Source organism: Geodermatophilus sabuli (assembly GCF_900215145.1).
Classification (GTDB): Bacteria; Actinomycetota; Actinomycetes; order Mycobacteriales; family Geodermatophilaceae; genus Geodermatophilus; species Geodermatophilus sabuli.
This window is the reverse complement of record NZ_OBDO01000001.1, coordinates 962,988-987,332: the sequence shown is the minus strand read 5'-3', so window position 1 is coordinate 987,332 and position 24,345 is coordinate 962,988. Positions and strand designations below refer to the sequence as shown.

At 74.4% G+C, this 24,345-nt stretch carries 19 protein-coding genes and 1 tRNA gene; 3 read left to right on the top strand and 17 right to left on the bottom strand.

Translation table 11 applies throughout. The features are described 5' to 3' along the window. The first annotated feature begins 95 nt into the window (after nt 1–95). Entirely contained in the window at nt 96–515 is a 420-nt protein-coding gene (locus tag CRP39_RS04665; RefSeq protein WP_097204731.1) for a DUF7712 family protein, read from the top strand. A 93-nt stretch (nt 516–608) separates the two neighbouring features. On the opposite strand, the gene CRP39_RS04660 is transcribed toward CRP39_RS04665, so the two are convergent. After that, the gene (locus tag CRP39_RS04660) at nt 609–1,949 is read right to left on the bottom strand and encodes an ABC transporter substrate-binding protein (RefSeq protein ID WP_097204729.1); all 1,341 of its coding nucleotides are present in this window, start codon (nt 1,947–1,949) and stop codon (nt 609–611) included. Between the two features lie 188 nt (nt 1,950–2,137). Beyond that, nucleotides 2,138–2,734 (bottom strand): ANTAR domain-containing response regulator, encoded by a 597-nt coding sequence (locus CRP39_RS04655; protein ID WP_097204727.1) that lies wholly within the window; start codon nt 2,732–2,734, stop codon nt 2,138–2,140. Between the two features lie 77 nt (nt 2,735–2,811). On the opposite strand from CRP39_RS04655, the gene CRP39_RS04650 reads away from it, so the two are divergent. Continuing rightward, nucleotides 2,812–2,885, top strand: a tRNA-Leu gene (locus CRP39_RS04650). Between the two features lie 100 nt (nt 2,886–2,985). Beyond that, nucleotides 2,986–4,728, top strand: a complete 1,743-nt coding sequence (locus tag CRP39_RS04645; RefSeq protein WP_216359604.1) for a pyridoxal-dependent decarboxylase — start codon at nt 2,986–2,988, stop codon at nt 4,726–4,728. Nucleotides 4,729–4,738: 10 nt separating this feature from the next. Here the strand turns inward: CRP39_RS04645 and CRP39_RS04640 are convergent, their stop codons facing one another. The 15 genes from CRP39_RS04640 to CRP39_RS04570 form a co-directional block, all read right to left on the bottom strand. Then, the gene (locus CRP39_RS04640; protein ID WP_097204725.1) at nt 4,739–5,614 is read right to left on the bottom strand and encodes an acyl-CoA thioesterase; all 876 of its coding nucleotides are present in this window, start codon (nt 5,612–5,614) and stop codon (nt 4,739–4,741) included. Further along, nucleotides 5,611–7,026, bottom strand: coding sequence for a pyruvate kinase (gene pyk / locus CRP39_RS04635; RefSeq protein WP_097204723.1), 1,416 nt, complete (start codon nt 7,024–7,026; stop codon nt 5,611–5,613). The genes CRP39_RS04640 and pyk overlap by 4 nt, the downstream gene beginning before the upstream one ends. 136 nt (nt 7,027–7,162) lie before the next feature. Then, entirely contained in the window at nt 7,163–8,653 is a 1,491-nt protein-coding gene (locus CRP39_RS04630) for a glutamate synthase subunit beta (protein ID WP_097204721.1), read from the bottom strand. A 53-nt stretch (nt 8,654–8,706) separates the two neighbouring features. Continuing rightward, complete coding sequence (gene gltB, locus CRP39_RS04625) at nt 8,707–13,398, bottom strand: glutamate synthase large subunit (RefSeq protein WP_216359603.1); 4,692 nt, start codon at nt 13,396–13,398, stop codon at nt 8,707–8,709. A 322-nt stretch (nt 13,399–13,720) separates the two neighbouring features. Further along, nucleotides 13,721–14,692, bottom strand: coding sequence for a prolipoprotein diacylglyceryl transferase (gene lgt, locus CRP39_RS04620; protein ID WP_097204719.1), 972 nt, complete (start codon nt 14,690–14,692; stop codon nt 13,721–13,723). Continuing rightward, nucleotides 14,689–15,492: a tryptophan synthase subunit alpha gene (gene trpA, locus CRP39_RS04615; RefSeq protein ID WP_097204718.1), complete on the bottom strand. Its 804-nt coding sequence runs from the start codon at nt 15,490–15,492 to the stop codon at nt 14,689–14,691. The genes lgt and trpA overlap by 4 nt, the downstream gene beginning before the upstream one ends. A gap of 73 nt (nt 15,493–15,565) precedes the next feature. Further along, nucleotides 15,566–16,942 (bottom strand): tryptophan synthase subunit beta, encoded by a 1,377-nt coding sequence (gene trpB / locus CRP39_RS04610; RefSeq protein ID WP_097204716.1) that lies wholly within the window; start codon nt 16,940–16,942, stop codon nt 15,566–15,568. 159 nt (nt 16,943–17,101) lie between these two features. Beyond that, nucleotides 17,102–17,911 carry an indole-3-glycerol phosphate synthase TrpC gene (gene trpC, locus CRP39_RS04605; RefSeq protein ID WP_097204715.1) on the bottom strand — a complete coding sequence of 270 codons (810 nt, stop codon included), beginning with the start codon at nt 17,909–17,911 and terminating at the stop codon, nt 17,102–17,104. A 157-nt stretch (nt 17,912–18,068) separates the two neighbouring features. Further along, the gene (locus CRP39_RS04600) at nt 18,069–18,695 is read right to left on the bottom strand and encodes a Trp biosynthesis-associated membrane protein (RefSeq protein WP_245853560.1); all 627 of its coding nucleotides are present in this window, start codon (nt 18,693–18,695) and stop codon (nt 18,069–18,071) included. A 328-nt stretch (nt 18,696–19,023) separates the two neighbouring features. Next, nucleotides 19,024–20,547 (bottom strand): anthranilate synthase component I, encoded by a 1,524-nt coding sequence (locus tag CRP39_RS04595; RefSeq protein WP_097204711.1) that lies wholly within the window; start codon nt 20,545–20,547, stop codon nt 19,024–19,026. Further along, nucleotides 20,534–20,908 carry a phosphoribosyl-AMP cyclohydrolase gene (hisI, locus tag CRP39_RS04590; RefSeq protein WP_097205167.1) on the bottom strand — a complete coding sequence of 125 codons (375 nt, stop codon included), beginning with the start codon at nt 20,906–20,908 and terminating at the stop codon, nt 20,534–20,536. Before hisI ends, CRP39_RS04595 begins: the two co-directional genes overlap by 14 nt. Nucleotides 20,909–20,943: 35 nt before the next feature. Continuing rightward, a complete protein-coding gene (locus CRP39_RS04585) occupies nt 20,944–21,618 on the bottom strand; it encodes a hypothetical protein (protein WP_097204710.1) in 675 nt (224 codons plus the stop codon). Continuing rightward, nucleotides 21,615–23,267, bottom strand: coding sequence for an FAD-binding dehydrogenase (locus CRP39_RS04580; protein ID WP_097204708.1), 1,653 nt, complete (start codon nt 23,265–23,267; stop codon nt 21,615–21,617). The genes CRP39_RS04585 and CRP39_RS04580 overlap by 4 nt, the downstream gene beginning before the upstream one ends. 9 nt (nt 23,268–23,276) lie before the next feature. Next, nucleotides 23,277–23,792, bottom strand: a complete 516-nt coding sequence (locus CRP39_RS04575; RefSeq protein WP_097204707.1) for a hypothetical protein — start codon at nt 23,790–23,792, stop codon at nt 23,277–23,279. Between the two features lie 93 nt (nt 23,793–23,885). Further along, a complete protein-coding gene (locus CRP39_RS04570; protein ID WP_143426561.1) occupies nt 23,886–24,332 on the bottom strand; it encodes a hypothetical protein in 447 nt (148 codons plus the stop codon). Between the last annotated feature and the right edge of the window lie 13 nt (nt 24,333–24,345).

The following is a 24,345-nucleotide window of genomic DNA, read 5'->3' as shown; positions in this document are numbered from 1 at the left end:
TTGCCTCTGGACGGGGCCGTACGGCGCCGGACCCCACCGCGGGTCCGGCGCCGTCGTCGTCCGTGGGTGCCGCCCAGGACGGGTAGGGGCCGGGCATGAACTGGACGTGGAACCTGCGGTCCCGCGACGGCGGGATGAACGGCCTGGAGTTCGCGCGCGCCACCACCGCCGGCGGCTTCTCCCGCGTGCTGGTGCACGCCGCGCCGGCGCGGCTGCAGGTGGAGGTGGTCGCCGAGGACGACAGCGTCGTCGTCCGTGCCGACTCCGACCGGGACGGCGACTACTCCCCCATCACGCTGCTGCAGCTCGACGGCGGGACGGTGACCCGCAGCGAGGTGTGGCCGGACGCCGCCATGCAGGGCCTGCCCGTCCTGCTGCCCGGCGGCGAGGTCGGCGTCCTGACCGCCTGGGAGCACGCCGAGGACCACAGCTGGTGGCGGTGGTCGGTGGAGTTCTCCAACCACACCGGGCGCCCCTCGGACTGGCAGCCGCCCGGCCAGCAGATGCAGCGCTGACCCCCGACAGCACAGTGGCCCGGCACCGTGGTGCGGTGCCGGGCCACTGCGGGGTCGCGCTCCCGGGCCGTCAGTGACGGACCCGGGGAGGGATCAGCGCTGCGGGCCGATCCCGTTGGAGTTGAGCCCCTCGATGATCCGCGAGGACTCGTCGAACCCGATCACCACGATCGCGTCGGGGTTGAAGTCGACCATCTGCTGGACCTCGGAGTCGAAGTTCGCAGCCTGCGGGTCGTAGATGATCGACTGGATGTCGCCCTCCGCGAGACCGGCGGACTGCAGGTTGTTCGCGACGTTCTCCGCGAGCCCGGTGCCGTACGGGTCGTTGAGGGCGAGGATGCCGACCGTGTTGTTGCCGTCCTCGATGATGAGGTCGGCCAGCGCCTCGGCCTGCAGGACGTCCGGCGGGGCGGTGCGGAAGTACAGCCCGTTGTCGTTGTACGTCGTGAACTGGTCCGACGTGTTGGCCGGCGAGAACTGCGCGACACCGGCACCGGTGATGGTGTCGATGACGGTGAGGCTCACACCCGAGGACGCCGCACCGATGATGGCGTTGGCGCCGGCCTGCAGCAGGGCGTCGACCGACTGGGTGGCGATGTCGGTGGTCGTGTCACCCGAGTCGCGCTGGATGAGCTGCACCTGCTGGCCCAGGACGCCGCCGGCGGCGTTGATGTCGTTGACCGCCAGCTGGGCGCCGGCGATCTCCGGCGGGCCGAGGAACGCCAGGTTGCCGGTCTCCGGCAGCAGCGTGCCGATGATCAGCGGCTCCGGCGAGGTCGTGCCGGCCGGGGCCGGGGCCGGACCCTCGTCGGTGGTGGCGTTCGCCTCGTCACCCGGCAGGACGTAGCGCGTCGCGCTGTCGTCGATCCGGTTGTCCGGACCGAACTGCTGGATGCCGATGCTCGCCTGAGCCGGCTCGCCGGCGTCGGTGAAGCTCAGGGGGCCGGACTGCCCGTCGTAGTCGGGGTTGCCGCCGCCGTTGACGATCTCCAGGCAGGACGCGAAGTCCTCGCACTTGTCGCCGCCGACGGTGACGCCGTTGACGAAGGCCTTGAAGACGTTGGCGTCGTTGGTGCCGGCCATCTGCGCGGCCAGCGCCGTGATGACGATGGCGTCGTAGGTCTCTCCGGCGTAGTTGTAGTCGACGAGATCCGGGGTGACCTCGAGCAGCCGGTCGCGGAAGTCACCGGACAGCTCGGTCAGGGGCAGCGTGCCCTTCATGCCGGCCAGCGCGCCCTCACCGGAGAGCCGCTCACCGAGGGCGTTGCCCATGTTGCCGTCGGATCCGTAGACGTTGACCTGCTTCTCACCGCTGGCGGCGTCGCCACCACCGCCGGTGCCGCCCTCGTCGTCGCCGCCGCCGCCGCAGGCGGTCAGTACGAGCAGGGCCGCGGCGCTGATGGCGGCGCTCCGGGCGAGGATGCCTGTGCGCATCAAACAACTCCCACTGTCGTGTCAGTCGTGCACTCGGCCAGCCCTGGCGGGTTGGCCTGGTCAGTGGGGGGAAGGTAGCTGCCGGATCCGCGCCCGGGCCGAGGGTCGCCCGGACCGTGATGAGGTCGTGACCTCCCAGATCCGGTCCGACACACGGCGCGGACGGGGGCCTCAGCGGGCGATGCGGGTCACTCCGCGGGGGCCTCGGCCTCCTGCGGGTCGAGGATGCGCTGCGCCAGCGCCTTCATCGACGTCCGCTCGTTCATCGCCGTCCGCTGGATGAAGCGGAACGCCTCCGCCTCCGTCATGCCCTGGTCGGCCATCAGCTTGCCCTTGGCCTTCTCGACGACCTTGCGCGTCTCCAGTCGCTCCTCCAGCGTCCGCACCTCGCCGTCGAGCGCGGACATCTCCGCGAAGCGGGCCCGGGCGACCTCGATCGCCGGCACCAGGTCGTTCTTGGAGAACGGCTTCACCAGGTAGGCCATCGCGCCGGCGTCCCGCGCCCGCTCCACCAGCTCCCGCTGGCTGAACGCGGTGAGGACGATGACCGGCGCCACCCGAGCGGTGGCGATCTGCTCGGCGGCCGACAGCCCGTCGAGGACCGGCATCTGGATGTCGAGGATGACCAGATCGGGACGCAGCTCCGTGGCACGGTCGACGGCCTGCTGCCCGTCACCGACCTCGGCGACGACGCTGTACCCCTCCTCCTCCAGCATCTCCTTGAGGTCGAGGCGGATGAGCGCCTCGTCCTCCGCGATCAGGACCCGGATCGACTCGCTGCTCACGCGCGGGAGCCTAGCGATGCCGGAGGGTCGGCGACGGACCGCTAGGCTGCTCGGGCAGCCGGAGCACCGCCTCCGACGCCCCCGTACCCCAATCGGCAGAGGGAGCGGATTCAAAACCCGCACAGTGTGCGTTCGAGTCGCACCGGGGGCACTCCGACATCGTCGGCCTGTCGGCCTGTCGGTCTGTCGGCCGACACCGCCTCAGGTGCCGTCCCCGGCTGGGTCCGGTGGACGCGGATTACGGTGACCCGGTGAGCGAGCCGACGCCGACGCCCCCGCACATGACCCCCGAGCAGTTCCGGCAGCACGGGCACGAGGTCGTCGACTGGATCGCCGACTACTGGACCCGCATCGCCACCCACCCGGTCCGTTCCCCCGTGGCCCCCGGCGACGTCCGGGCGTCGCTCCCGGCCTCGCCGCCGGAGCAGGGCGAGCCCTTCGCCGCGGTCCTCGGCGACCTGGAGCGGGTCGTGCTGCCCGGCGTCACGCACTGGCAGCACCCCGGCTTCTTCGGCTACTTCCCGGCCAACACCTCCGGCCCGTCGGTGCTCGGCGACCTCGTCTCCTCCGGCCTCGGCGTCCAGGGCATGTCCTGGGTGACCAGCCCCGCGGCCACCGAGCTCGAGCAGCACGTCATGGACTGGTTCGCCGAGCTGCTGGGCCTGCCGGTCTCCTTCCGGTCCACGGGCACCGGCGGCGGCGTGGTCCAGGACAGCAGCTCCGGCGCCAACCTCGTGGCCCTGCTGGCCGCGCTGCACCGCGCCAGCGGCGGCGCCACCGTCCGCGACGGGGTGCGGCCCGAGGAGTACACGGTCTACGTCTCCTCCGAGACCCACTCCTCGATGGAGAAGGCGGTGCGGGTGGCAGGCCTCGGCACCGACGCCGTCCGCCTCGTCGAGGTCGACGGGGACCTCGCGATGCGCCCCGCCGCGCTCGCCGCCCGGCTGGAGCGCGACACCGCCCGCGGGTTCCGTCCCGTCCTCGTCTGCGCCACCGTCGGGACGACGTCCACCACCGCCGTCGACCCGCTGGCCGAGCTCGGGCCGATCTGCCAGCGGTACGGCGTCTGGCTGCACGTGGACGCCGCCTACGCGGGCGTCAGCGCCGTCGTCCCCGAGCTGCGGGAGCTGCAGGCCGGCGTCGAGTGGGCCGACAGCTACACCACCGACGCGCACAAGTGGCTGCTCACCGGCTTCGACGCGACGCTGTTCTGGGTCGCCGACCGGGCCGCGCTCACCGGCGCGCTGGCGATCCTGCCCGAGTACCTGCGCAACGCCGCCACCGACGCCGGCGCCGTCGTCGACTACCGCGACTGGCAGATCGAGCTCGGCCGGCGCTTCCGCGCCCTCAAGCTGTGGTTCGTCCTCCGCTGGTACGGCGCGGAGGGCCTGCGCGCGCACATCCGCTCGGGGGTCGCGCTGGCCCAGGAGCTGGCCGCCTGGGCCGAGGCCGACGACCGCTTCGACGTCGTCACGAAGCACCCGCTGTCGCTGGTGTGCCTGCGGCCCCACTGGTCCACCGAGGTGGACGCCGACGTCGCGACGATGACGCTCCTGGAGCGGCTCAACGACGGCGGGGAGGTGTTCCTGACCCACACCACGGTCCGCGGGCAGATCGTGCTGCGGGTCGCCGTCGGCGCGCCGACGACCACCCGCGCGCACGTGGAGCGGGCCTGGGCGCTGCTCTGCGAGAACCACGACTGGCTCGCCGCCGACTTCGCCGAGTCCGCCGCCGAGCGGGCCCGGGCCGAGGCCGAGCGCCGGGCGGCCGCTGTGGCTCCCGGCGCGCCGGCCGACGCGGCCCCCGAGACCCCCGCCGCCCAGGACGAGACGGCCGCGCAGGCGGAGGCACAGCAGTCGCTGCCGGCCCCGGTGGAGGCCGGCCCCGACGCCGCGACCGGCGCCGAGGAGGCGGTCGGGAGCGAGGAGACGGCCGGCGCCGAGGAGACGGCCGGCGCCGAGGAGGCAGCGGGCGCCCGGGGCACCGGGTCCTGAGCGACCGGGCTCAGCGCCCGACGGCGCGCAGCAGCCCCTCCTGGGCGACCGTCGCCACGTGCGTGCCGTCGGCCGACCAGACGCGGCCGAAGCACAGCGCCCGGCCCCCGGAGGCGGCGGGGCTGTCGGTCTCGTACAGGAACCAGTCGTCGGCGCGGACCGGTGCGTGGAACCACACCGCGTGGTCGAGGCTCGCGCCGGCGTAGCGGTCCTGCCACCCGCCGACGCGCACCAGCCCCGCACCCAGCAGGGTGAGGTCGCTGACGAAGGTCAGGGCCGCCGCGTGCACGGCCGGCTGCGCCGGGAGCCGGCCGGCGACCCGCATCCAGACCCGCGTCGGCGGCTCCTTGGCCTGCCCGTCGAACGGGTCCTCCAGCAGCCGCTGCTCGACCGCACGGCTGATCTCCATCTCCGCCGACCCCTCCTGCCCGTGGCGGGCGGCGACGTCGGCGAGCGAGGGCAGCTCCTCGGGCGCGGGAACGGCCGGCATCGGCAGCGAGTGCTCGACGACGGCCGGCTCCTCGGCGTGGAAGTCCGCCGTCAGCGCGAAGATGGCGACGTCCTCGCCCCGGCGCCACTGGCAGCCGATCACGCGGCGGGTGGTGAACGACCGCCCGTCGCGGATCCGGTCGACGGTGTAGCGGATCTCCTCGTGCGGGTCACCGGGCCGCAGGAAGTACGCGTGCAGCGAGTGCACGTCGCGGCCCTCCGGCACGGTCAGCCCGGCCGCCATCAGCGCCTGCCCGGCGACCTGGCCGCCGAAGATCCGCTGCAGCCGCGTCGTCGGCGTCTGGCCGACGAAGACGTCCCGGTCCCGCTCCTCGAGGTCGAGGACCTGCAGCAGCGCGGCGGCCTGGCTGTCGCCGTCCCCCGAGGGACCGCTCATGAGTCGGTGCCCACCTCGTGCACCCGGATGAGGTTGGTGGAGCCGACGGTGTTCGGCGGGCTGCCGGCGACGACGACCACCCGGTCGCCCTCCTTCAGCCGGCCGATGGACAGCAGCGAGAAGTCCACCTGCCGCACCATGTCGTCGGTGTGCTGCACCTCCGGCACGAGGAAGGTCTCCACGCCCCAGGCCAGCGCCAGCTGGCTGCGCACCCGGGCGTCGACGGTGAAGGCCAGCAGCGGCTGCCGCGGGTGCAGAGCGGCCAGGCGGCGGGCGGTGTCGCCGGTCTGCGTGAACGTGGCGAGCGCCTTGACGTCGAGGGTCTCGCCGACGTCCTTGGCCGCGCGGACGATGGCGCCCGCGCGCGACCGGGAGACGCGCACCAGGTCCGGCACGGCGGTGTCGGCGCTCTCGACGGCGTCGATGATGCGCTCCATCGTGCGGACGGCGGCGATCGGGTACCGGCCGACCGAGGTCTCCCCCGACAGCATGACCGCGTCGGCTCCGTCCAGGACGGCGTTGGCGACGTCGGAGGCCTCGGCGCGGGTGGGCCGGGAGGAGCTGATCATCGACTCGAGCATCTGGGTGGCCACGATGACCGGCTTGTTCCGCTCGCGGGCCGCCTGCACGGCGCGCTTCTGCACCAGCGGCACCTGCTCCAGCGGCAGCTCCACGCCGAGGTCGCCGCGGGCGACCATGACGCCGTCGAAGGCCTCGACGATCGCCTCGAGGTTCTCGACCGCCTCGGGCTTCTCCAGCTTGGCGATGACGGGGACGGAGACGTCCTCCTGCCGCATGATGTCGCGCACCAGCTCGACGTCGCGGGGCGAGCGCACGAACGACAGGGCGATGAAGTCGACGCCCAGGTGCAGCGCGAAGCGGAGGTCCTCCTCGTCCTTGTCCGACAGCGCCGGCACGCTGACGGCCACGCCCGGGAGCGAGAGACCCTTGTTGTTGGAGATCTCCCCGCCCTCGACCACGAGGCACCACACGTCGGGACCGTCCACCCCGACGACCGACAACGCCAGCTTGCCGTCGTCGACGAGCAGCCGGTCGCCCACGCGGGCGTCGGCGGCCAGGCCCTTGTAGGTGGTGGAGACCCGCTCGGCGGTGCCCTCGACGTCCTCCACGGTGACGCAGACCCGGCTGCCGGTCGGCCACACGACCGGGCCGTCGACGAAGGTGCCCAGCCGGATCTTCGGGCCCTGCAGGTCGGCGAGGATGGCGACGGCGTGCCCGGTGCGGTCGGATGCCTCCCGGACCAGGTGGTAGGCCTTCTCGTGGTCGGCGTGCGCGCCGTGGCTGAAGTTCAGCCGGGCGACGTCCATCCCGGACTCGACGAGGGCGGTGACCTGCTCCAGGGTCCCGGTGGCCGGGCCCAGGGTGCAGACGATCTTGGCGCGACGCGACATGCCCCAGACGCTATCCGGCTCGCCGCCGCTTCGCGGGGAGGACCCCTGTGAGCGCTCACATCCGCCCCAGGAGACGCCAGGGCCGGGTCCCCCTCCACCGGAGCGGGACCGGCCCTGGCCGTTCAGCGGGGACTGCTCAGCGCAGCGCCACCGCGGTGGGCGTCACCGGACGCGGCAGCATCGACGCCCCGGTCAGCCAGGTGTCCACGGCGCCGGCCGCGGCCCGCCCCTCGGCGATGGCCCACACGATCAGCGACTGACCGCGACCCATGTCACCGGCGACGAACACGCCGGGGACGGTGGACATGAACTCGCCGTCGCGGGCGATGTTGCCGCGCCCGTCGACCTCGACGCCGAGGGTGTCGACCAGGCCCTCGCGCTGGGCGCCGGTGAACCCCATGGCGAGGAACACCAGGTCGGCGGGGAGCTCCCGCTCGGTCCCCTCGACCTTCTGGAACCGCCCGTCGACCCGCTCGACGTCGTGGACCAGCAGCGCCCGGAGGTTGCCGTCCTCGTCGCCGAGGAAGCGCTCGGTGTTGATGCTGTACAGCCGCTCCCCGCCCTCCTCGTGGGCGCTGGAGACCCGCATGATCATCGGGTAGGTCGGCCACGGGTTGCTGGCCTGGTCCCGGCGGTCCGGCGGCGCGGGCATGATCTCCAGCTGGGTCACCGAGGCCGCGCCCTGCCGGTGGGCGGTGCCCAGGCAGTCCGCGCCGGTGTCGCCGCCACCGATGATCACCACGTGCTTGCCGTGCGCGTTGATCGGCGGGGCGTCGAGCTCGCCCAGGGCCTGCCGGTTGCCGAAGGGCAGGTACTCCATCGCGAGGTGGATGCCCGTGAGCTCCCGGCCCGGGGCGGTGAGGTCGCGGCCCAGGGTGGCGCCACCGGCCAGCACGACCGCGTCGTACTCGGCCCGCAGCTGCTCGACCGACAGGTCGCCGGCACCGCTGCCGCCGACCTCGACGCCGGTGACGAACCGGGTGCCCTCGGCCCGCATCTGGTCCAGCCGCCGGTCGAGGACGGCCTTCTCCATCTTGAACTCGGGGATGCCGTAGCGGAGCAGCCCACCGACGCGGTCGGCCCGCTCGTACACGGTCACGTCGTGGCCGGCGCGGGTCAGCTGCTGGGCGGCGGCCAGGCCGGCCGGACCCGACCCGATGACCGCGACCTTCTTGCCGGTGTGCTCCTGCGGCGGCACCGGCTTGACCAGGTCGCGCTGGAACGCCTGGTCGATGATCTCCCACTCGATCTGCTTGATCGTGACCGGCGACTCCTGCAGGTTCAGCACGCAGGAGCCCTCGCACGGCGCCGGGCACAGCTTCCCGGTGAACTCCGGGAAGTTGTTGGTGGCGTGCAGCCGCTCGATGGCCTCGGTCCAGTCGTCGCGGCGGGCGAGGTCGTTCCACTCCGGGATCAGGTTGCCCAGGGGACAGCCGTGGTGGCAGAACGGGATGCCGCAGTCCATGCACCGCGCCGCCTGCTGGCGGATCGCACCCACGGGGAACACCCCGTCCTCACCGGTCTGCCGGGTGAGGTAGACGTCCTTCCAGTCCAGGATCCGGACATCGACCGGACGCCGCGGCGGCAGCGCCCGCTCGTGCTTGAGGAAACCGGTCGAGTCAGCCACGTGCGGCCTCCATGAGCTCAGGACGGAACGGGGAGCAGGGTCGGGAGCGCGACTCAGCCACGGGCTGCCTCCATGAGTGCGCGATCGACGTCCGTACCGGCGGCCTCGGCGGCACGCTGGGCCTCGACCGCTCGACGGTAGTCACGCGGCATGATCACGCTGAAGCGATCCGACCAGCGGCCCCAGTCGGCCAGCAGGGCAGACGCCACCGGCGACTCGGTGTCCGCCGCGTAGCGGACCAGCACGTCGCGCAGCCACTGCGCGTTGTCCCCGTCCAGCGGCTCGACGTCGACCATCTCGCCGTTGACCCGGTGGCGGGGCAGGTCGAGCACGTAGGCGATGCCCCCGGACATGCCGGCCGCGATGTTGCGGCCGGTCGGGCCGAGGATCACCGCCCGGCCGCCGGTCATGTACTCCAGCGCGTGGTCGCCCACGCCCTCGACGACGGCCAGCGCCCCGGAGTTGCGCACGCAGAACCGCTCGCCGACCCGGCCGCGCAGGAAGATCTCCCCCGCGGTCGCGCCGTAGCCGATGACGTTGCCGGCGATGACGTTGTCCTCGGCGGCGAAGGTGGCGTCCCGCGACGGCCGGACGACGATCCGCCCGCCGGACAGGCCCTTGCCCACGTAGTCGTTGGCGTCACCGAGCAGCCGCATGGTGACGCCGCGCGGCACGAACGCGCCGAAGGACTGACCGGCCGACCCGGTGAAGGTCAGGTCGATCGTGTCGTCGGGGAGGCCCTCGCCGCCGAAGCGCCGGGTGACCATCGAGCCGAGCATCGTGCCGACGGTGCGGTTGACGTTGCGGACGGGCAGCTCGAGGCTGACCGGCCGCGCGTCGAGCAGCGCGCCCTCGCACAGCTGGATGAGGGTCTGGTCCAGCGCGACGTCCAGGCCGTGGTCCTGCTCCCGCACCCGGTGCCGGGAGGCACCCTCGGGCAGCTCCGGCACGGCCAGCATCGGGGTGAGGTCCAGCCCGGCGGCCTTCCAGTGGTCGACCGCCTTGCGGGTGTCGAGCAGCTCGGCGTGACCGATGGCCTCGTCGAGGGAGCGGAAGCCCAGCTCGGCGAGGTACTGGCGGACCTGCTCGGCGAGGAACTCGAAGAAGGTGACGACGAACTCCGGCCGCCCGGTGAACCGCTTGCGCAGCTCCGGGTTCTGGGTGGCCACGCCGACCGGGCAGGTGTCCAGGTGGCAGACGCGCATCATCACGCAGCCGGAGACGACCAGCGGAGCGGTGGCGAACCCGTACTCCTCGGCGCCCAGCAGCGCGGCGATGAGGACGTCCCGGCCGGTCTTCATCTGCCCGTCGCACTGCACGACGATGCGGTCGCGCAGGCCGTTGGCCAGCAGCGTCTGCTGCGTCTCGGCCAGGCCGAGCTCCCACGGCGAGCCGGCGTGCTTGAGCGACGTCAGCGGCGCCGCACCGGTCCCGCCGTCGTGCCCGGAGATCAGGACGACGTCGGCGTGGGCCTTGCTCACCCCGGCCGCGACCGTCCCGACCCCGACCTCGCTGACCAGCTTGACGTGGACCCGCGCCTCGTTGTTGGCGTTCTTCAGGTCGTGGATCAGCTGCTTGAGGTCCTCGATCGAGTAGATGTCGTGGTGCGGCGGCGGGCTGATCAGGCCGACGCCCGGCGTGGAGTGCCGGGTGCGGGCCACCCACGGGTAGACCTTCTGGCCGGGCAGCTGGCCGCCCTCGCCGGGCTTGGCGCCCTGCGCCATCTTGATCTGGATGTCGTCGGCGTTGACCAGGTACTCGCTGGTGACGCCGAACCGGCCGCTGGCGACCTGCTTGATCGCCGAGCGGCGCAGGTCGCCGTTCGGGTCGGGCACGAAGCGGTCGGGGTCCTCGCCGCCCTCACCGGTGTTGGACTTGCCGCCCAGCCGGTTCATGGCGATCGCGAGGGTCTCGTGCGCCTCCTGCGAGATGGAGCCGTAGCTCATCGCGCCGGTGGAGAAGCGCTTGACGATCGCGCTGACCGGCTCGACCTCCTCCAGGGGCACCGGGGGGCGCACGCCGGTGCGGAGGGTGAACAGCCCGCGCAGCGTCGCGGCGTCCTCCGACAGCTGGTCGACGGTCGCCGTGTACTTCTCGAAGACCTCGTACTGGCGCGACCGGGTGGCGTGCTGGAGCAGGAAGACCGTCTCGGGGTTGAACAGGTGCACCTCGCCCTCGCGGCGCCACTGGTACTCGCCACCGGTCTCCAGGCGGCGGTGGGCGCGCTCGGCCGGGTTCTCCGGGTAGGCACGGCGGTGGCGCATGGCCACCTCCTCGGCGAGGACGTCGATGCCGACACCGCCCAGCGGGCAGGAGGTGCCGGTGAAGTACTCGTCGACGAGCTCCTGGGACAGGCCGACCGCCTCGAAGATCTGCGCCATCGTGTACGAGCCGACGGTGCTGATGCCCATCTTGCTCATGACCTTGAGGACGCCCTTGCCCAGCGCCTTGACCATGTTCCGGTTGGCCTGCGCGGGCTCGACGCCGGTGAGGACGCCGTCGCGGATGAGGTCCTCGATCGACTCGAAGGCCAGGTAGGGGTTCACCGCGGCGGCGCCGTAGCCGAGCAGCAGTGCGACGTGGTGGACCTCGCGGCAGTCCCCGGACTCGACGACCAGGCCGACCTCCATGCGGGTCTTCTGCCGCACGAGGTGGTGGTGGACCGCGGCGGTCATCAGCAGCGAGGGGATCGGGGCGCGCTTCTCGTCGCAGTCGCGGTCGGACAGCACGATGATGCGCGCGCCGGCGGCGATCGCCTTGCTGACCTTGGTCCGCAGCTGGTCGACCGCCTCGGCCAGCGCCGTCCCGCCGCCGTTGACGTCGAAGTGACCGGTGATCCGGACGGCGGCGTACCCGGGCAGGTCGCCGTCGTCGTCGATGTGCAGGATCTTGGCCAGCTCGTCGTTGTCGATGACCGGGAACGGCAGGAACACCTGCCGGCACGACGCCGGCGTGGCCTGCAGCAGGTTCTGCTCCGGGCCGAAGGTGCGCCCGAGGCTGGTCACCAGCTCCTCGCGGATGGCGTCCAGCGGCGGGTTGGTCACCTGGGCGAACAGCTGCCCGAAGTAGTCGTAGAGCAGCCGGGAGCGGTCCGACAGCGCCGCCACCGGGGTGTCGGTGCCCATCGACCCGATCGGCTCCGCGGCGGTCGAGGCCATCGGCGTGAGCAGGACGCGCAGGTCCTCCTCGGTGTAGCCGAACAGCAGCTGCCGGCGGACGACGGACTCGTGGCTGGGCCGGGCGCGACGCCGCTCGGGCAGCGTGGGCAGGTGCACGAGGCCGGCGTGCAGCCAGTCCTCGTAGGGGTGCTCGCCGGCGAGCGCCCCCTTGACCTCCTCGTCGGAGACGATCTTGCCCAGGCCGGTGTGCACCAGGAACATGCGCCCGGGCTGCAGCCGGCCCTTGGCGACGACCTCGGAGTCGGGGACCTCCAGCACGCCGACCTCGCTGGCCAGGACGACGAGGCCGTCCTTGGTGTGCCACCAGCGGCCGGGGCGCAGGCCGTTGCGGTCCAGGACGGCACCGATGAGCGTGCCGTCGGTGAACGCCACCGCGGCCGGCCCGTCCCAGGGCTCCATGATCGAGGAGTGGAACCGGTAGAAGGCCCGGCGGGCCGGGTCCATCTCGTCGTGGTTCTCCCACGCCTCCGGGATCATCATGAGGATCGCGTGCGGCAGCGAGCGCCCGGACAGGTGCAGCAGCTCCAGCACCTCGTCGAAGGTCGCCGAGTCGCTGAAGTCGCTGGCGGTGACCGGGAAGATCCGCTCCAGCCCCAGCTCGGACGCCGGGCCCGCCGGCCCGTCGAACAGGGTGGTCTCGAGCTTGGCCTCGCGGGCCCGCATCCGGTTCCGGTTGCCCTTGATGGTGTTGATCTCGCCGTTGTGCGCGATCAGCCGGAAGGGGTGGGCCAGGGGCCAGCTCGGGAAGGTGTTGGTGGAGAACCGGCTGTGCACCAGGGCGATCGCCGACTCGTAGCGCTCGTCGCGCAGGTCGGGGAAGAACGCCGGCAGCTGGTCGGTGGTCAGCATGCCCTTGTAGGTGATCGTCCGCGACGACAGCGAGGCGATGTAGAGGGAGCTGCCGGCTTCGGCTGCGGCCCGCTCGGCCCGCTTGCGCAGCACGAAGGCGCGCCGCTCGAGCCGGGTGACGCCGTTGACGGCCACGCCGCCACCGAACGCGGTGGTGTCGGCGCGGGCGCCCATGGTCTCGGCGACGAACAGCTGGGCGAAGTGCGGCATGACCGCGCGCGCCGTGGGGCCGACATCCGCGCCATCGGGGTCGACCGGGAGCTCCCGCCAGCCGAGGACGGTGAGGCCCTCCTCGGCGGCGAGCCGGGCGACGTCGGCGTGGCGGGCGGCCCGCTCGGCCTCGTCGACCGGGAGGAAGGCGATGCCGACGGCGTACTCGCCCAGCGGCGGCAGGTCGAAGTCGACCTCGGCACGCAGCAGCGCGTCGGGGACCTGGGTGAGGATCCCCGCGCCGTCGCCGGAGTTGGGCTCGGAGCCGGCCGCGCCCCGGTGGTCGAGGTTGTGCAGCGCGGTCAGGCCGGCGGAGACGATGCGGCGACTGCGCCTTCCTCGGACGTCCGCGACGAAGGCCACGCCGCAGGCGTCCTTGTCGTTGGCCGGGTCGTAGAGGCCCGACGCGGGCGGCACGGCCGAGAAGGGCACGGCCGGGGCGGTGGAGGGGACGGCGGTCCCGCGGGAGGCGGGGGACGCAGCGGCGGGGGCGGGGAACTCGGACATGTCACTCCCGTCGTCGGCGCGCCGTCCGCGGCCGTCGTCGATGACGGGAGCGGGCGGGGGGCGGAGGCCCGGGGCCGGTGGTCAGAGGGCAGAGGTGCGGCACTGCGAGAGAACCGGGGGCGGAGGGCGATCCGGGATCGCCTGTCCCACCCTGGTCCACGAGCCCTGGAGGTGGTGCCCCCGGGGCTGTCGTCCGCGGGGCGGCGCTGGCCCGGTTCCGACGCAAGCACCCTCGCCAGGATCACTGGGAGGGCCTGGGCAGAGGGTACACAGACGTAACACGGGGCTCACACCGCCAAACCCGAGTCGCGGCGCGTCCCGCTCAACTCTCCGTGCGGCGCCGGCGGTCGTCCTCACCTGCGGGTCCGTCGGCCGCCGGCTCGCCGCCGCCGGGCGCGACCGCCGGCGACGCCGCATCGGCACCGTGCTCGGCCCCGACGGTGTCGGCCGTCTCACGTCCGCGGGTGATCACCTCGCGCGGCCGGCCGCGCTGCCAGACCAGGTAGGCCACCGCCAGCAGGCCGACGATGACGGAGGTGAAGACGTTGAGCCGGACGCCGAAGAAGGTCTCGGCCGGGTCGGTGCGCAGCAGCTCGATCCACAGCCGGCCGGCGCAGTAGCTGGCCACGTAGAGGGCGAACGCCCGACCGTGCCCGAGCCGGAAGCGCCGGTCGGCCCAGATGACCAGCGCGGCCGCGGCGAGGTTCCACAGCATCTCGTAGAGGAACGTGGGGTGGAAGAAGCCCTGCACGAGCGGCAGCCCGTCGGGGCCGACCACCGCGCCGGTGCCGTCCCAGACGTGGATCTCCAAGGCCCAGGGGAGGTCGGTCGGGCTGCCGTAGAGCTCGTTGTTGAACCAGTTGCCCAGCCGCCCGATCGCCTGGGCCACCAGCAGCCCGGGCGCGAGCGCGTCGGCGAAGGCGGGCAGGGGGATGCCCCGGCGGCGGCAGGCGATCCACGCGCCCACCCCGCCGAGGGCGATGGCGCCCCAGATGCCGAGGCCGCCCTCCCAGATGGCGAGGGCGCGCAGCGGGTCCCCGTCCTCGCCGAAGTAGGCCCGGGGGCTGCTGATGACGTGGTAGAGGCGGCCGCCGATGATGCCGAAGGGCACCGCCCAGACGGCGATGTCGAGGACGTCGCCCTCCGCCCCGCCGCGGGCCCGCCAGCGGCGGTCGGTCAGCCAGATCGCGGCGACGATGCCGGCGATGATGCACAGCGCGTAGGCGCGGATCGGTAGCGGACCGAGCTCCCAGACGCCCTGGGTGGGACTGGGGATGGCGGCCAGCGTGGTCATGCGGGGGCCCCGGCCCGGCGGCGTACGCCCTCGGCCAGCTCGGCGGCCAGCGCGCGCACGCCGTCCGCGCCGCGACCGTCGAGGAGGGTGCGCACGAACGCGGAGCCGACGATGACGCCGTCGGCGAAGGCGGCCACCTCGGCGGCCTGGTCCGCGTCGGACACCCCCAGGCCCACGCAGACGGCGAGGTCGGGAGCCGCCGCGCGGGTGCGGGCGACCAGCTGCTCGGCCGCGTCGCTGACCGTGGCGCGGGTGCCGGTGACCCCCATCGTGGAGGCGGCGTAGACGAAGCCGCGGCAGGCGGCCGTCGTCGACACCAGGCGGGCGTCGGTGGACGACGGCGCGACGAGGAAGACCCGGTCGAGGTCGGCGCGCTCGGCGGCGGCCAGCCACTCCCCGGCCTCCTCGGGGATGAGGTCGGGGGTGATCGCCCCCGCTCCCCCGGCGGCGGCCAGGTCGGTGGCGAACCGCTCCACGCCGTAGCGCTCCACCGGGTTCCAGTAGCTCATGACCACGGGCACCGCGCCGGCGGCGGCGACGGCCTCGACCGCCCGGAGCGCGTCGCGCAGGCCGACCCCGGCGCGCACGGCGACGTCCACCGCCTGCTGGATGACCGGCCCGTCCATGCCCGGGTCGCTGTAGGGGACGCCGACCTCGACGACGTCGGCCCCGCCCTCGACCGCGGCCACCATCGCCGCGATGGAGGCCTCGACGTCCGGGTAGCCGACCGGCAGGTAGGCGACGAGCGCCGACCGCCCCTCGGCCCGTGCGGCCGCGATCCGGTCTGCCAAGAGGCTCACGCCGCCCCCTCGCCGGCGCTCGTCGGCCGCGTTCGCGGAGCTGCTGTGTCCACTGCCGAGCTCGCGAGCTCCCTCATGACGTCTCCCCCGCGTCCTGGCCGGCGACGGCCTCGTCGTTGCTGATCGCGCCCTCCGTGGGCTGCTGGTCGGTGTCCAGGCCGGGCCCCGGGTCGACGTCCTCGCGGTCGCCGAGACCGAACCAGCGCGACGCCGTCTCGACGTCCTTGTCGCCGCGGCCGGAGAGGCTCACCAGCAGCAGCGGTGGCTCGCCCCCGCGCCCACCAGCCCCCCGCGCCACCAGCTCCTCGCCGAGGGTCATGGCCCCGGCGAGCGCGTGCGCGGACTCGATCGCCGGGATGATGCCCTCGGTGCGGCACAGCAGCGCGAAGGCCTCCATGGCCTCGGCGTCGGTGACCGGCCGGTACTCCGCGCGGCCGATGCTGTGCAGGTAGGAGTGCTCCGGGCCGACGCCGGGGTAGTCCAGGCCCGCGCTGATCGAGTGCGACTCGATGGTCTGGCCGTTGTCGTCCTGCAGCAGGAACGAGCGCGCGCCGTGCAGCACCCCCGGCGAGCCACCGGTGATCGTGGCAGCGTGCCGACCGGTGTCCACGCCGTCCCCGCCGGCCTCCAGGCCGACCAGGCGGACCCCCTCGTCGGGCACGAACGCGGTGAAGATGCCGATGGCGTTGGACCCGCCGCCCACGCAGGCCAGGACGGCGTCGGGCAGCCGCCCCTCCCGCTCGAGCACCTGGGCGCGCGCCTCGTCGCCGATGACCCGCTGGAAGTCGCGGACCATCGCCGGGAACGGGTGCGGGCCGGCCACGGTGCCGAAGACGTAGTTGGTCGTCTCCACGTTGGTGACCCAGTCGCGGAAGGCCTCGTTGATCGCGTCCTTGAGCGTCCGCGAGCCGGTGGTGACCGGGATGACCTCGGCGCCGAGCAGCCGCATCCGGGCGACGTTGAGCGCCTGCCGGCGGGTGTCCTCCTCGCCCATGTACACCGTGCACGACAGGCCCATGAGGGCCGCGGCCGTGGCGGTGGCCACCCCGTGCTGGCCGGCGCCGGTCTCGGCGATGACCCGCGTCTTGCCGATCCGCTTGGTGAGCAGCGCCTGACCGAGCACGTTGTTGATCTTGTGAGAGCCGGTGTGGTTGAGGTCCTCCCGCTTGAGCAGCACCCGGGCGCCGCCGGCGTGGGCGGCGAACCGCGGCACCTCGGTGATCGGGCTGGGCCGGCCGGTGTAGTCACGCTGCAGCCGGGCGAACTCCTCGAGGAAGGCCGGGTCGACCCGCATCGCCTCGTAGGCCTCGGTGAGCTCGTCCAGGGCGGCGATCAGGGCCTCGGGGACGAAGCGACCGCCGAAGACACCGAAGTGGCCGGCCTCGTCGGGCCAGCCCGGACGCGCCGGAAGGAGCTGGTCCTCGCGCTGCGGTGGGGTGGTCGTCGTCATGTCCCCAGTGTCCCGCGCGGGAGCGAGACAGTCGTGCACGGGGTACCCAGCGGGTCGACCCTCCTGCAGGGGCCCGCCGCGAGCGTGCGAGCCGTGGGGGCAGCAGGAGGACCCCGTCCTCACCCCCACCAGCTCGGAGCGGGCCTCGCGAGGGCCGGCTCAGCGACTGGTGCGGGGCGTCGCGGGGTGCGAGCCGGCCGTGACCAGGTCGGCGACCGCCTGGCGGGCGTCGCCGGCGGTGACCAGGCCCTCGCCGACGAGCACGGCGTCGGCGCCGGCGGCGGCGTAGCCGATGAGGTCGTGCGGCCCGCGGACGCCGGACTCGGCGACCTTGACCACCTCCGACGGCAGCCCGGGGGCGATCCGCTCGAAGGTGGAGCGGTCGACCTGGAGCGTGGTGAGGTCGCGGGCGTTGACCCCGATGACGGCGGCGCCGGCGGCCAGGGCGCGGTCGGCCTCTGCCTCGGTGTGCACCTCCACCAGGGCGGTCATGCCGAGGGACTCCACCCGCTCCAGCAGGCCGAGGAGGGCGTTCTGCTCGAGTGCGGCGACGATCAGGAGGACGACGTCGGCGCCGTGTGCGCGGGCCTCGTGCACCTGGTAGCTGCTGACCACGAAGTCCTTGCACAGGATCGGTACGTCGACCGCGGCCCGGACGGCGGCGAGGTCGGCCTGGGAGCCCCCGAAGCGGCGCCGCTCGGTGAGCACGCTGATCACCCGCGCCCCGCCGTCGGCGTACTGCCCGGCCAGGACCGCGGGGTCGGGGATGTCGGCGAGGGCGCCCTTCGACGGGCTCTGCCGCTTCACCTCGGCGATGACCCCGACACCGGGGGCGCGGAGGGCGGCCAGGGCGTCGAGCGCCGGCCGGGCGTCCTGCGCGGTGGCCTTCACCTCCGCCAACGGGGTCAGGGCCTCACGCGCCGCCAGGTCCTCGCGCACACCGGCGACGATCTCGTCGAGCACGGACACGTGTCCTCCCGCTGCTGATCGTCGTTCTGGCCTGGCGGTCCGGCCCGGCCTCGACCGGCCCCGCACTCCCACTCTAGAGGCGACGCGGTGCCCGGCTGCCCGCGGGGCGACCGTCGCCGCCCACGGGCGGTTGCCGCCACTCCGTCGCGGGTAGGACTCAGGGTTCGCGTCCACCGGGGTCCGTCGGGTCCTCCCCGCGGTCGAGCGCCCGCCAGGCGTCCACGGCGCGGTCCTCGTCGGTCCGTGGCCGTGCGGGCACCGGCTCGCCGCTGCTCGGCGTCCGCTCGTAGCGGCGGCCCATCCCCGGCCAGCCGCGGCCGCGCAGCACGGTGAGCAGGCCGGCGAGCACGGCGAGGACCCCCGCCAGCAGCGCGAGCACCGGCCAGGCGGCGTGCAGCTCGGCCGTGAGCTCGCGGCCGGGGCTCCCGGTGCCCACGACGGCGGCCGCCGCGACGTCGGCGTCCCCGAGCAGCGCGCGCATCCCCGACCAGCCCAGCACGCCGCCGGCGACGGCGACCAGCAGCCCGACGGCGACCCGCCCGGCCCCGCGGACGGCGAGCAGGGCCACCGCGGCGGCCAGGAGCAGCAGCCCCCCGGCCGGGACCAGCGGGGCCAGCGTGCCGCCGGTCAGCTCGGTGGTGGTCGGCGGCAGGGGCGCCGGCCGGCGCAGCGTGGCCGTGATCCACGTCTGCCCACCCACGGACAGGGCGAGCCCGCCCGCGAGCGCAGCGCCGGCCACCGCCAGGGTCAGCTCACGCCGGGCGCGGCCGGGCGGTGCCGTCACGGTGCCCACGGTTCGCTCCCGCGCAGCGCTCCGCTCCTCGCTCGCTGGCGCTCGCTGCGATGCTCACGCCGCTGTCCGCTCACGGTGCCCACGGTTCGCTCCCGCGCAGCGCTCCGCTCCTCGCTCGCTGGCGCTCGCTGCGATGCTCACGCCGCTGTCCGCTCACGGTGCCCACGGTTCGCTCCCGCGCAGCGCTCCGCTCCTCGCTCGCTGGCGCTCGCTGCGATGCTCACGCCGCTGTCCGCTCACGGTGCCCACGGTTCGCTCCCGCGCAGCGCTCCGCTCCTCGCTCGCTGGCGCTCGCTGCGATGCTCACGCCGCTGTCCGCTCACGGGAGTTCCCGCATCTCCTCGGCCGTGGCGATCGCCGACAGGACCGCGCGGGCCTTGTGGCGGGTCTCCGCCTCCTCGGTGCAGGGGTCGCTGTCGGCGACGATGCCGGCGCCGGCCTGCACGTAGGCCCGCCCCTGGTGCAGCACCGCCGTCCGGATCGCGATCGCCATGTCGAGGTCGCCGCTGGCGTCGACGTAGCCGACCGTGCCCGCGTAGAGGGCGCGGCGGGTGGGTTCCAGGGACTCGATGATCTCCATCGCCCGCGGCTTGGGGGCCCCGGAGACGGTGCCGGCGGGGAACGTCGCGTCGAAGACGTCGAGGGCGTCCCACTCGGGGGCGACCTGACCGGCCACGGTCGACACCAGGTGCATGACGTGGCTGTAGTGCTCGACCCGCATGAAGTCGGGCACCTCGACCGTGCCCGGGACGCAGACCCGCCCCAGGTCGTTGCGGGCGAGGTCGACGAGCATCACGTGCTCGGCGCGCTCCTTGGGGTCGGCCAGCAGGCCCTCGGCCAGCCGGGCGTCCTCCTCGGGGGTGGCGCCGCGGGGGCGGGTGCCGGCCGGCGGGTGGACGACGGCAGAGGAGCCGGTCACCGTCACCAGCGCCTCCGGCGAGGAGCCGACGACGTCGAACGGCGTCTCCCGGCCGGCGAAGCGCAGCAGGTACATGTACGGCGAGGGGTTGGTGGCCCGCAGCACCCGGTAGAGGTCCAGGGCGTCGACCCCGGTGGGTACCTCGAAGCGCTGGGAGAGCACCACCTGGAAGGCGTCCCCGGCCCGGATGTGCTCCCGGATCCGCTCCACGCCGTCCTCGAAGACACCGGGCGCCATGTTGCTGACCGCCGCCGGCGGCTCGGCGGTGACGAAGGTGGCCACCCCGGGGGGCGCGGACTTGGTGAGGTCGGCGGCCATGGCGTCCAGCCGCGCCACGGCGTCCTCCCACCCGGTGCCGTCCTCCCCCGCGCCCCGCAGGGCGTTGGCGATCAGCAGCACGGTGCCGTCGCTGTGGTCGAGCACGACCAGGTCGGTGACCAGGGTGAGCGCCAGCTCGGGCATGCCGAGGTCGTCGGTGGCCCGGACCGGCAGCCGCTCCAGCCGCCGGACGACGTCGTAGCCCAGGTACCCGACCAGACCGCCGGTCAGCGGCGGCAGGCCCGCGGTGCGCGGCGAGCGCAGCCGGCGGGCGAGGGTGCGGACGGCGGCCAGCGGGTCGGCCGGCAGGTCGTCGGTCAGGCCGGGCAGCCGCTGCCCCAGCCACTGGGTCACGCCGTCCCGCTCGGTCAGGACGCCGGCGCTGCGAACACCGACGAAGCTGTACCGCGCCCACCGCTTCCCCTGCTCGGCGGACTCCAGCAGCACGGTGCCGGGCCGGTTGCCGGCGAGCTTGCGGTAGATGCCGACGGCGGTCTCGCCGTCGGCCAGCAGCCGGCGGATGACCGGGACCATCGCGGCGCGCCTCCCCGCCCGGTCCAGCGCCGCGAACTCCTCCCGCGAGGGGGTGGTCTCACCGAGCCGCACCGGGCACCTCCAGCGGGCGGGAGAAGCAGCTGCGCGTGCCGGTGTGGCAGGCCGGGCCCTCCTGGTCGACGAGCACCAGCAGGGCGTCGCCGTCGCAGTCCACGCGCACGTCGCGGACCCACTGGCGGTGACCGGAGGTCTCGCCCTTCACCCAGTACTCCTGCCGGCTGCGCGACCAGTAGGTGGCCCGCCCGGTGGTGAGGGTGCGGCGCAGCGCCTCGTCGTCCATCCAGGCGACCATGAGCACCTCGCCGGTGTCGTGCTGCTGGACCACGGCGGCGACCAGGCCGGCGTCGTCGCGGCGCAGCAGCGCGGCGACGGCCGGGTCCAGGGCGGACTCGGGGGCGGGGACGACGGACATGCCCCGATCGTCCCACCCGGGGACGGCCGCCCCGGTCACCGGCTCGGCGCCGGCTCCCCGTGCCGGTCGGCGGCGAACCAGTCGCGGGCCGAGCGGCCGACCAGCAGCCCCAGGCCGACCGCCGGGGCGGCGGCGAAGCAGAAGACGCCGAACAGCAGCACCGCCGACGGGTCGCCACCGGGCACCCGCCCGAGGAGGTCGAACAGCCGCACCGCCCAGTAGACGGCCAGCGCCACCTGCAGGCCCAGCGCGACGACCAGGGTCCAGCGCGCGGCCGGGCTGCGGCGGCTGAGCGCCATGACCCCGCCGACGACGAGGGCGACCACCGAGGCGATCTGGACGGCGGCGATGGCCGTCGCCTCCGTGGCCAGCGCGTCGCCGTCGCCGGGGAAACCGGGCTCCCCCTCGGCGAGGGCGAACAGCGAGGCGACGAGGAAGACGTAGGCCGACGCGACGGCCACCCCGGCCGCCTGCACGAAGGCCAGCACCGCGGCGGCGATGACCTGGCCCGGACGCCGCGGTCCGGCCGGGGGCGACGGCCACGGCATCCCGTACGGGGATGCGCCGTAGGGCGGCCAGCCGGGCGCGGGCGCGCCGTACGGCGGGCCGACCCACGGCGGGACGGCCGCGGTGGGCGGCGGGCCGGCGTAGGGGGCGCCGTGCTCGGTTTGCGTGGCCGGGTCCGACCACGGGTCCCGTGGTGCGGTCACAGCGCCGCCGCCAGGGCCCGGCCCGCCACCCGTCCCGAGAACAGGCAGCCGCCGAGGAAGGTCCCCTCCAGCGAGCGGTAGCCGTGCATGCCTCCGCCGCCGAACCCGGCCACCTCGCCCGCGGCGTACAGGCCGGGGAAGACCTCCCCGCCCGCGCGCAGCACCCGCCCCGACAGGTCGGTCTCCAGCCCGCCGAGGGTCTTGCGGGTGAGCAGGTTGAGCCGCACCGCGATCAGCGGGCCGGCCTCCGGGTCGAGCAGCCGGTGCGGCGGGGCGACCCGGATCAGCTTGTCGCCGAGGTAGTGGCGCGCGCCGCGGACCGCGGTGATCTGCAGGTCCTTGCCGAACTGGTTGTCGATCGCGCGGTCGCGGCAGACGATCTCCCGCTCCACCGTGCCGAGGTCCAGCTCCGGCGTCCCGCCGGTGATGCGGTTCATCCCGGCCACCAGCTCGGGCAGGGTCCGCGCGACGACGAAGTCCTCCCCGCGGTCCAGGAACGCCTGCACCGGTCCGGACACGCCGGCCTTGACCCGGTTGAGCAGGAGCCGGACGTCCTTGCCGGTGAGGTCGGGGTTCTGCTCGGAGCCGGAGAGCGCGAACTCCTTCTCCACGATCTTCTCCGTCGCCACGAACCAGGTGTGCTCGTAGCCGGTCTGCCCGATGTGGGCCAGCGTGCCGAGGGTGTCGAAGCCGGGGAACAGCGGCACCGGCAGCCGCTTCCCGGTGGCGTCGAGCCACAGGGACGACGGTCCGGGCAGGATCCGGATGCCGTGCCGCTCCCACACCGGCGAGTGGTTGGCGATGCCCTCGGTGTAGTGCCACATGCGGTCGCGGTTGATCAGGTGCCCGCCGGCGGCCTCGGTGGCCTGCAGCATCCGGCCGTCGACGTGGGCGGGGACGCCGGAGAGGAGCCGCTGCGGGGCCGGCCCCAGCCGGGCCGGCCAGTTGGCGCGGACGAGGTCGGGGTTGCCGCCGATCCCGCCGGAGGTGACGACGACGGCCTGCGCGGCGATCTCGAACGCGCCGACCCCGGTGCGTGAGCTGGCCTGCCCGCGGGCCACCCCGCTGGGCTCGAGGACGCCGCCGCGCACGCCGGTCACGGCGCCGTCGCTGACGACCAGCTCGTCCACCCGGTGCCGGAAACGCACCTCCACCAGGCCGCGGTCGACGGCGGCGCGCACCCGGCGGGCGAACGGCTCGACCAGGCCCGGCCCGGTGCCCCAGACGATGTGGAAGCGCGGCACGGAGTTGCCGTGGCCGGTGGCCGTGTACCCGCCGCGCTCGGCCCAGCCGACGATCGGGAAGAAGCCGACGCCCTGCCCCCGCAGCCAGGCGCGCTTCTCCCCCGCGGCGAACTGCAGGTAGGCCTCCGCCCAGCGACGCGGCCAGTGGTCCTCGTCGCGGTCGAACCCGGCGGAACCGAACCAGTCCTGCCGGGCCAGCTCCAGCGAGTCACGCACGCGCAGCCGGCGCTGCTCCGGGGAGTCGACCAGGAACAGCCCGCCGAAGGACCACCACGCCTGCCCGCCGAAGCACGCCTCCGGCTCCTGCTCGAGGAGCACCACCCGCTTGCCGGCGTCGGCCAGCTCGGCGGTGGCCACCAGTCCGGCCAGCCCCGCGCCCACCACCACGACGTCTGTGTCAGCCACGGACGCACGCTAGCGGGACGCGGCCCTCCGGCGGTCCCGCTGCGGGGAGCGCGTCGCCCGGGCGGGGCGGGTCCACTCCCGGATCGGGCGGCGCACGGCCAGCGTCAGGCAGCCGACCGGTCCGATGAGCAGCACGACCGCCCACACCATCGCCGACCCGCCGCCCAGGACCCCGAAGAGCACCAGCAGGCCCAGCAGGAGCAGCAGCGGCAGCACGCTCGCGCCGGCCAGCACCAGCCACCCCCGGCCGCGGCCGAGCCAGACCATCGCCGCGCCCGCCGCAGCCCAAGCCGCGAGCAGGACTGCGCCGACGACGTACCAGTGCCAGTGGCGGTCCGGCTCCCAGAGCAGGTAGCCCAGGACGAGGTCCTCGGCGGCCACGAGCACGCCGAACACGGCGGCGAAGGGGGCGAGCAACGGACGGTCGAGCGCGGTCGTCCCGGCCGCGCGGCCCGGGACCGGCCGGGGCGCCGGGCGGGGCGAGCGCCGCGGAGCGGCCCGGCTCCGCGAGGGGGACGACGCCATGCCCGGCAGCGTAGGGCCGTCGCCGGGCCATCGGCCGTGCTGCGGACGCCGGCCGGCTCCCGGTCGGTCAGCGGTGTCGGCGGCGGGGCCCGGTCAGCGGCGGCTGCGCGGGCGGCCGGCCACCCATCGGCGGACGCGTGGGGTGAGCGCCAGCCCGGCCGCGACGACCGGGGCCGCCAGGAGCAGCAGCGGCCAGCCCAGGCCGCCGGACTCCTCGGCCTGCGCCGCGGCCCAGATGACCGCCCCGGTCAGCACGGCGACCGGCAGGACCGACAGCACCAGCAGCAGCCAGCCGCGGCGGCTCAGCAGCCACAGCGCGCCCCACAGCTGCACGATCGGCGCGACGACGAGCAGGTAGGTCCACGGGTCGGGGCCGGTGTCGGCGACCAGGCCACCCAGCGCCACGGCCAGGACGGCGACGAAGGCCGGCGGCAGCACACCGACGATGCCCACGATCCCCGCGGCGAGGGCCAGGCCCGGCATGCCCGGGTCGGACGGCGGGACGTCGGGTGCCGGGCGCCGGGCCGTGGGAGTGGGCATGGAGGGCAGGCTA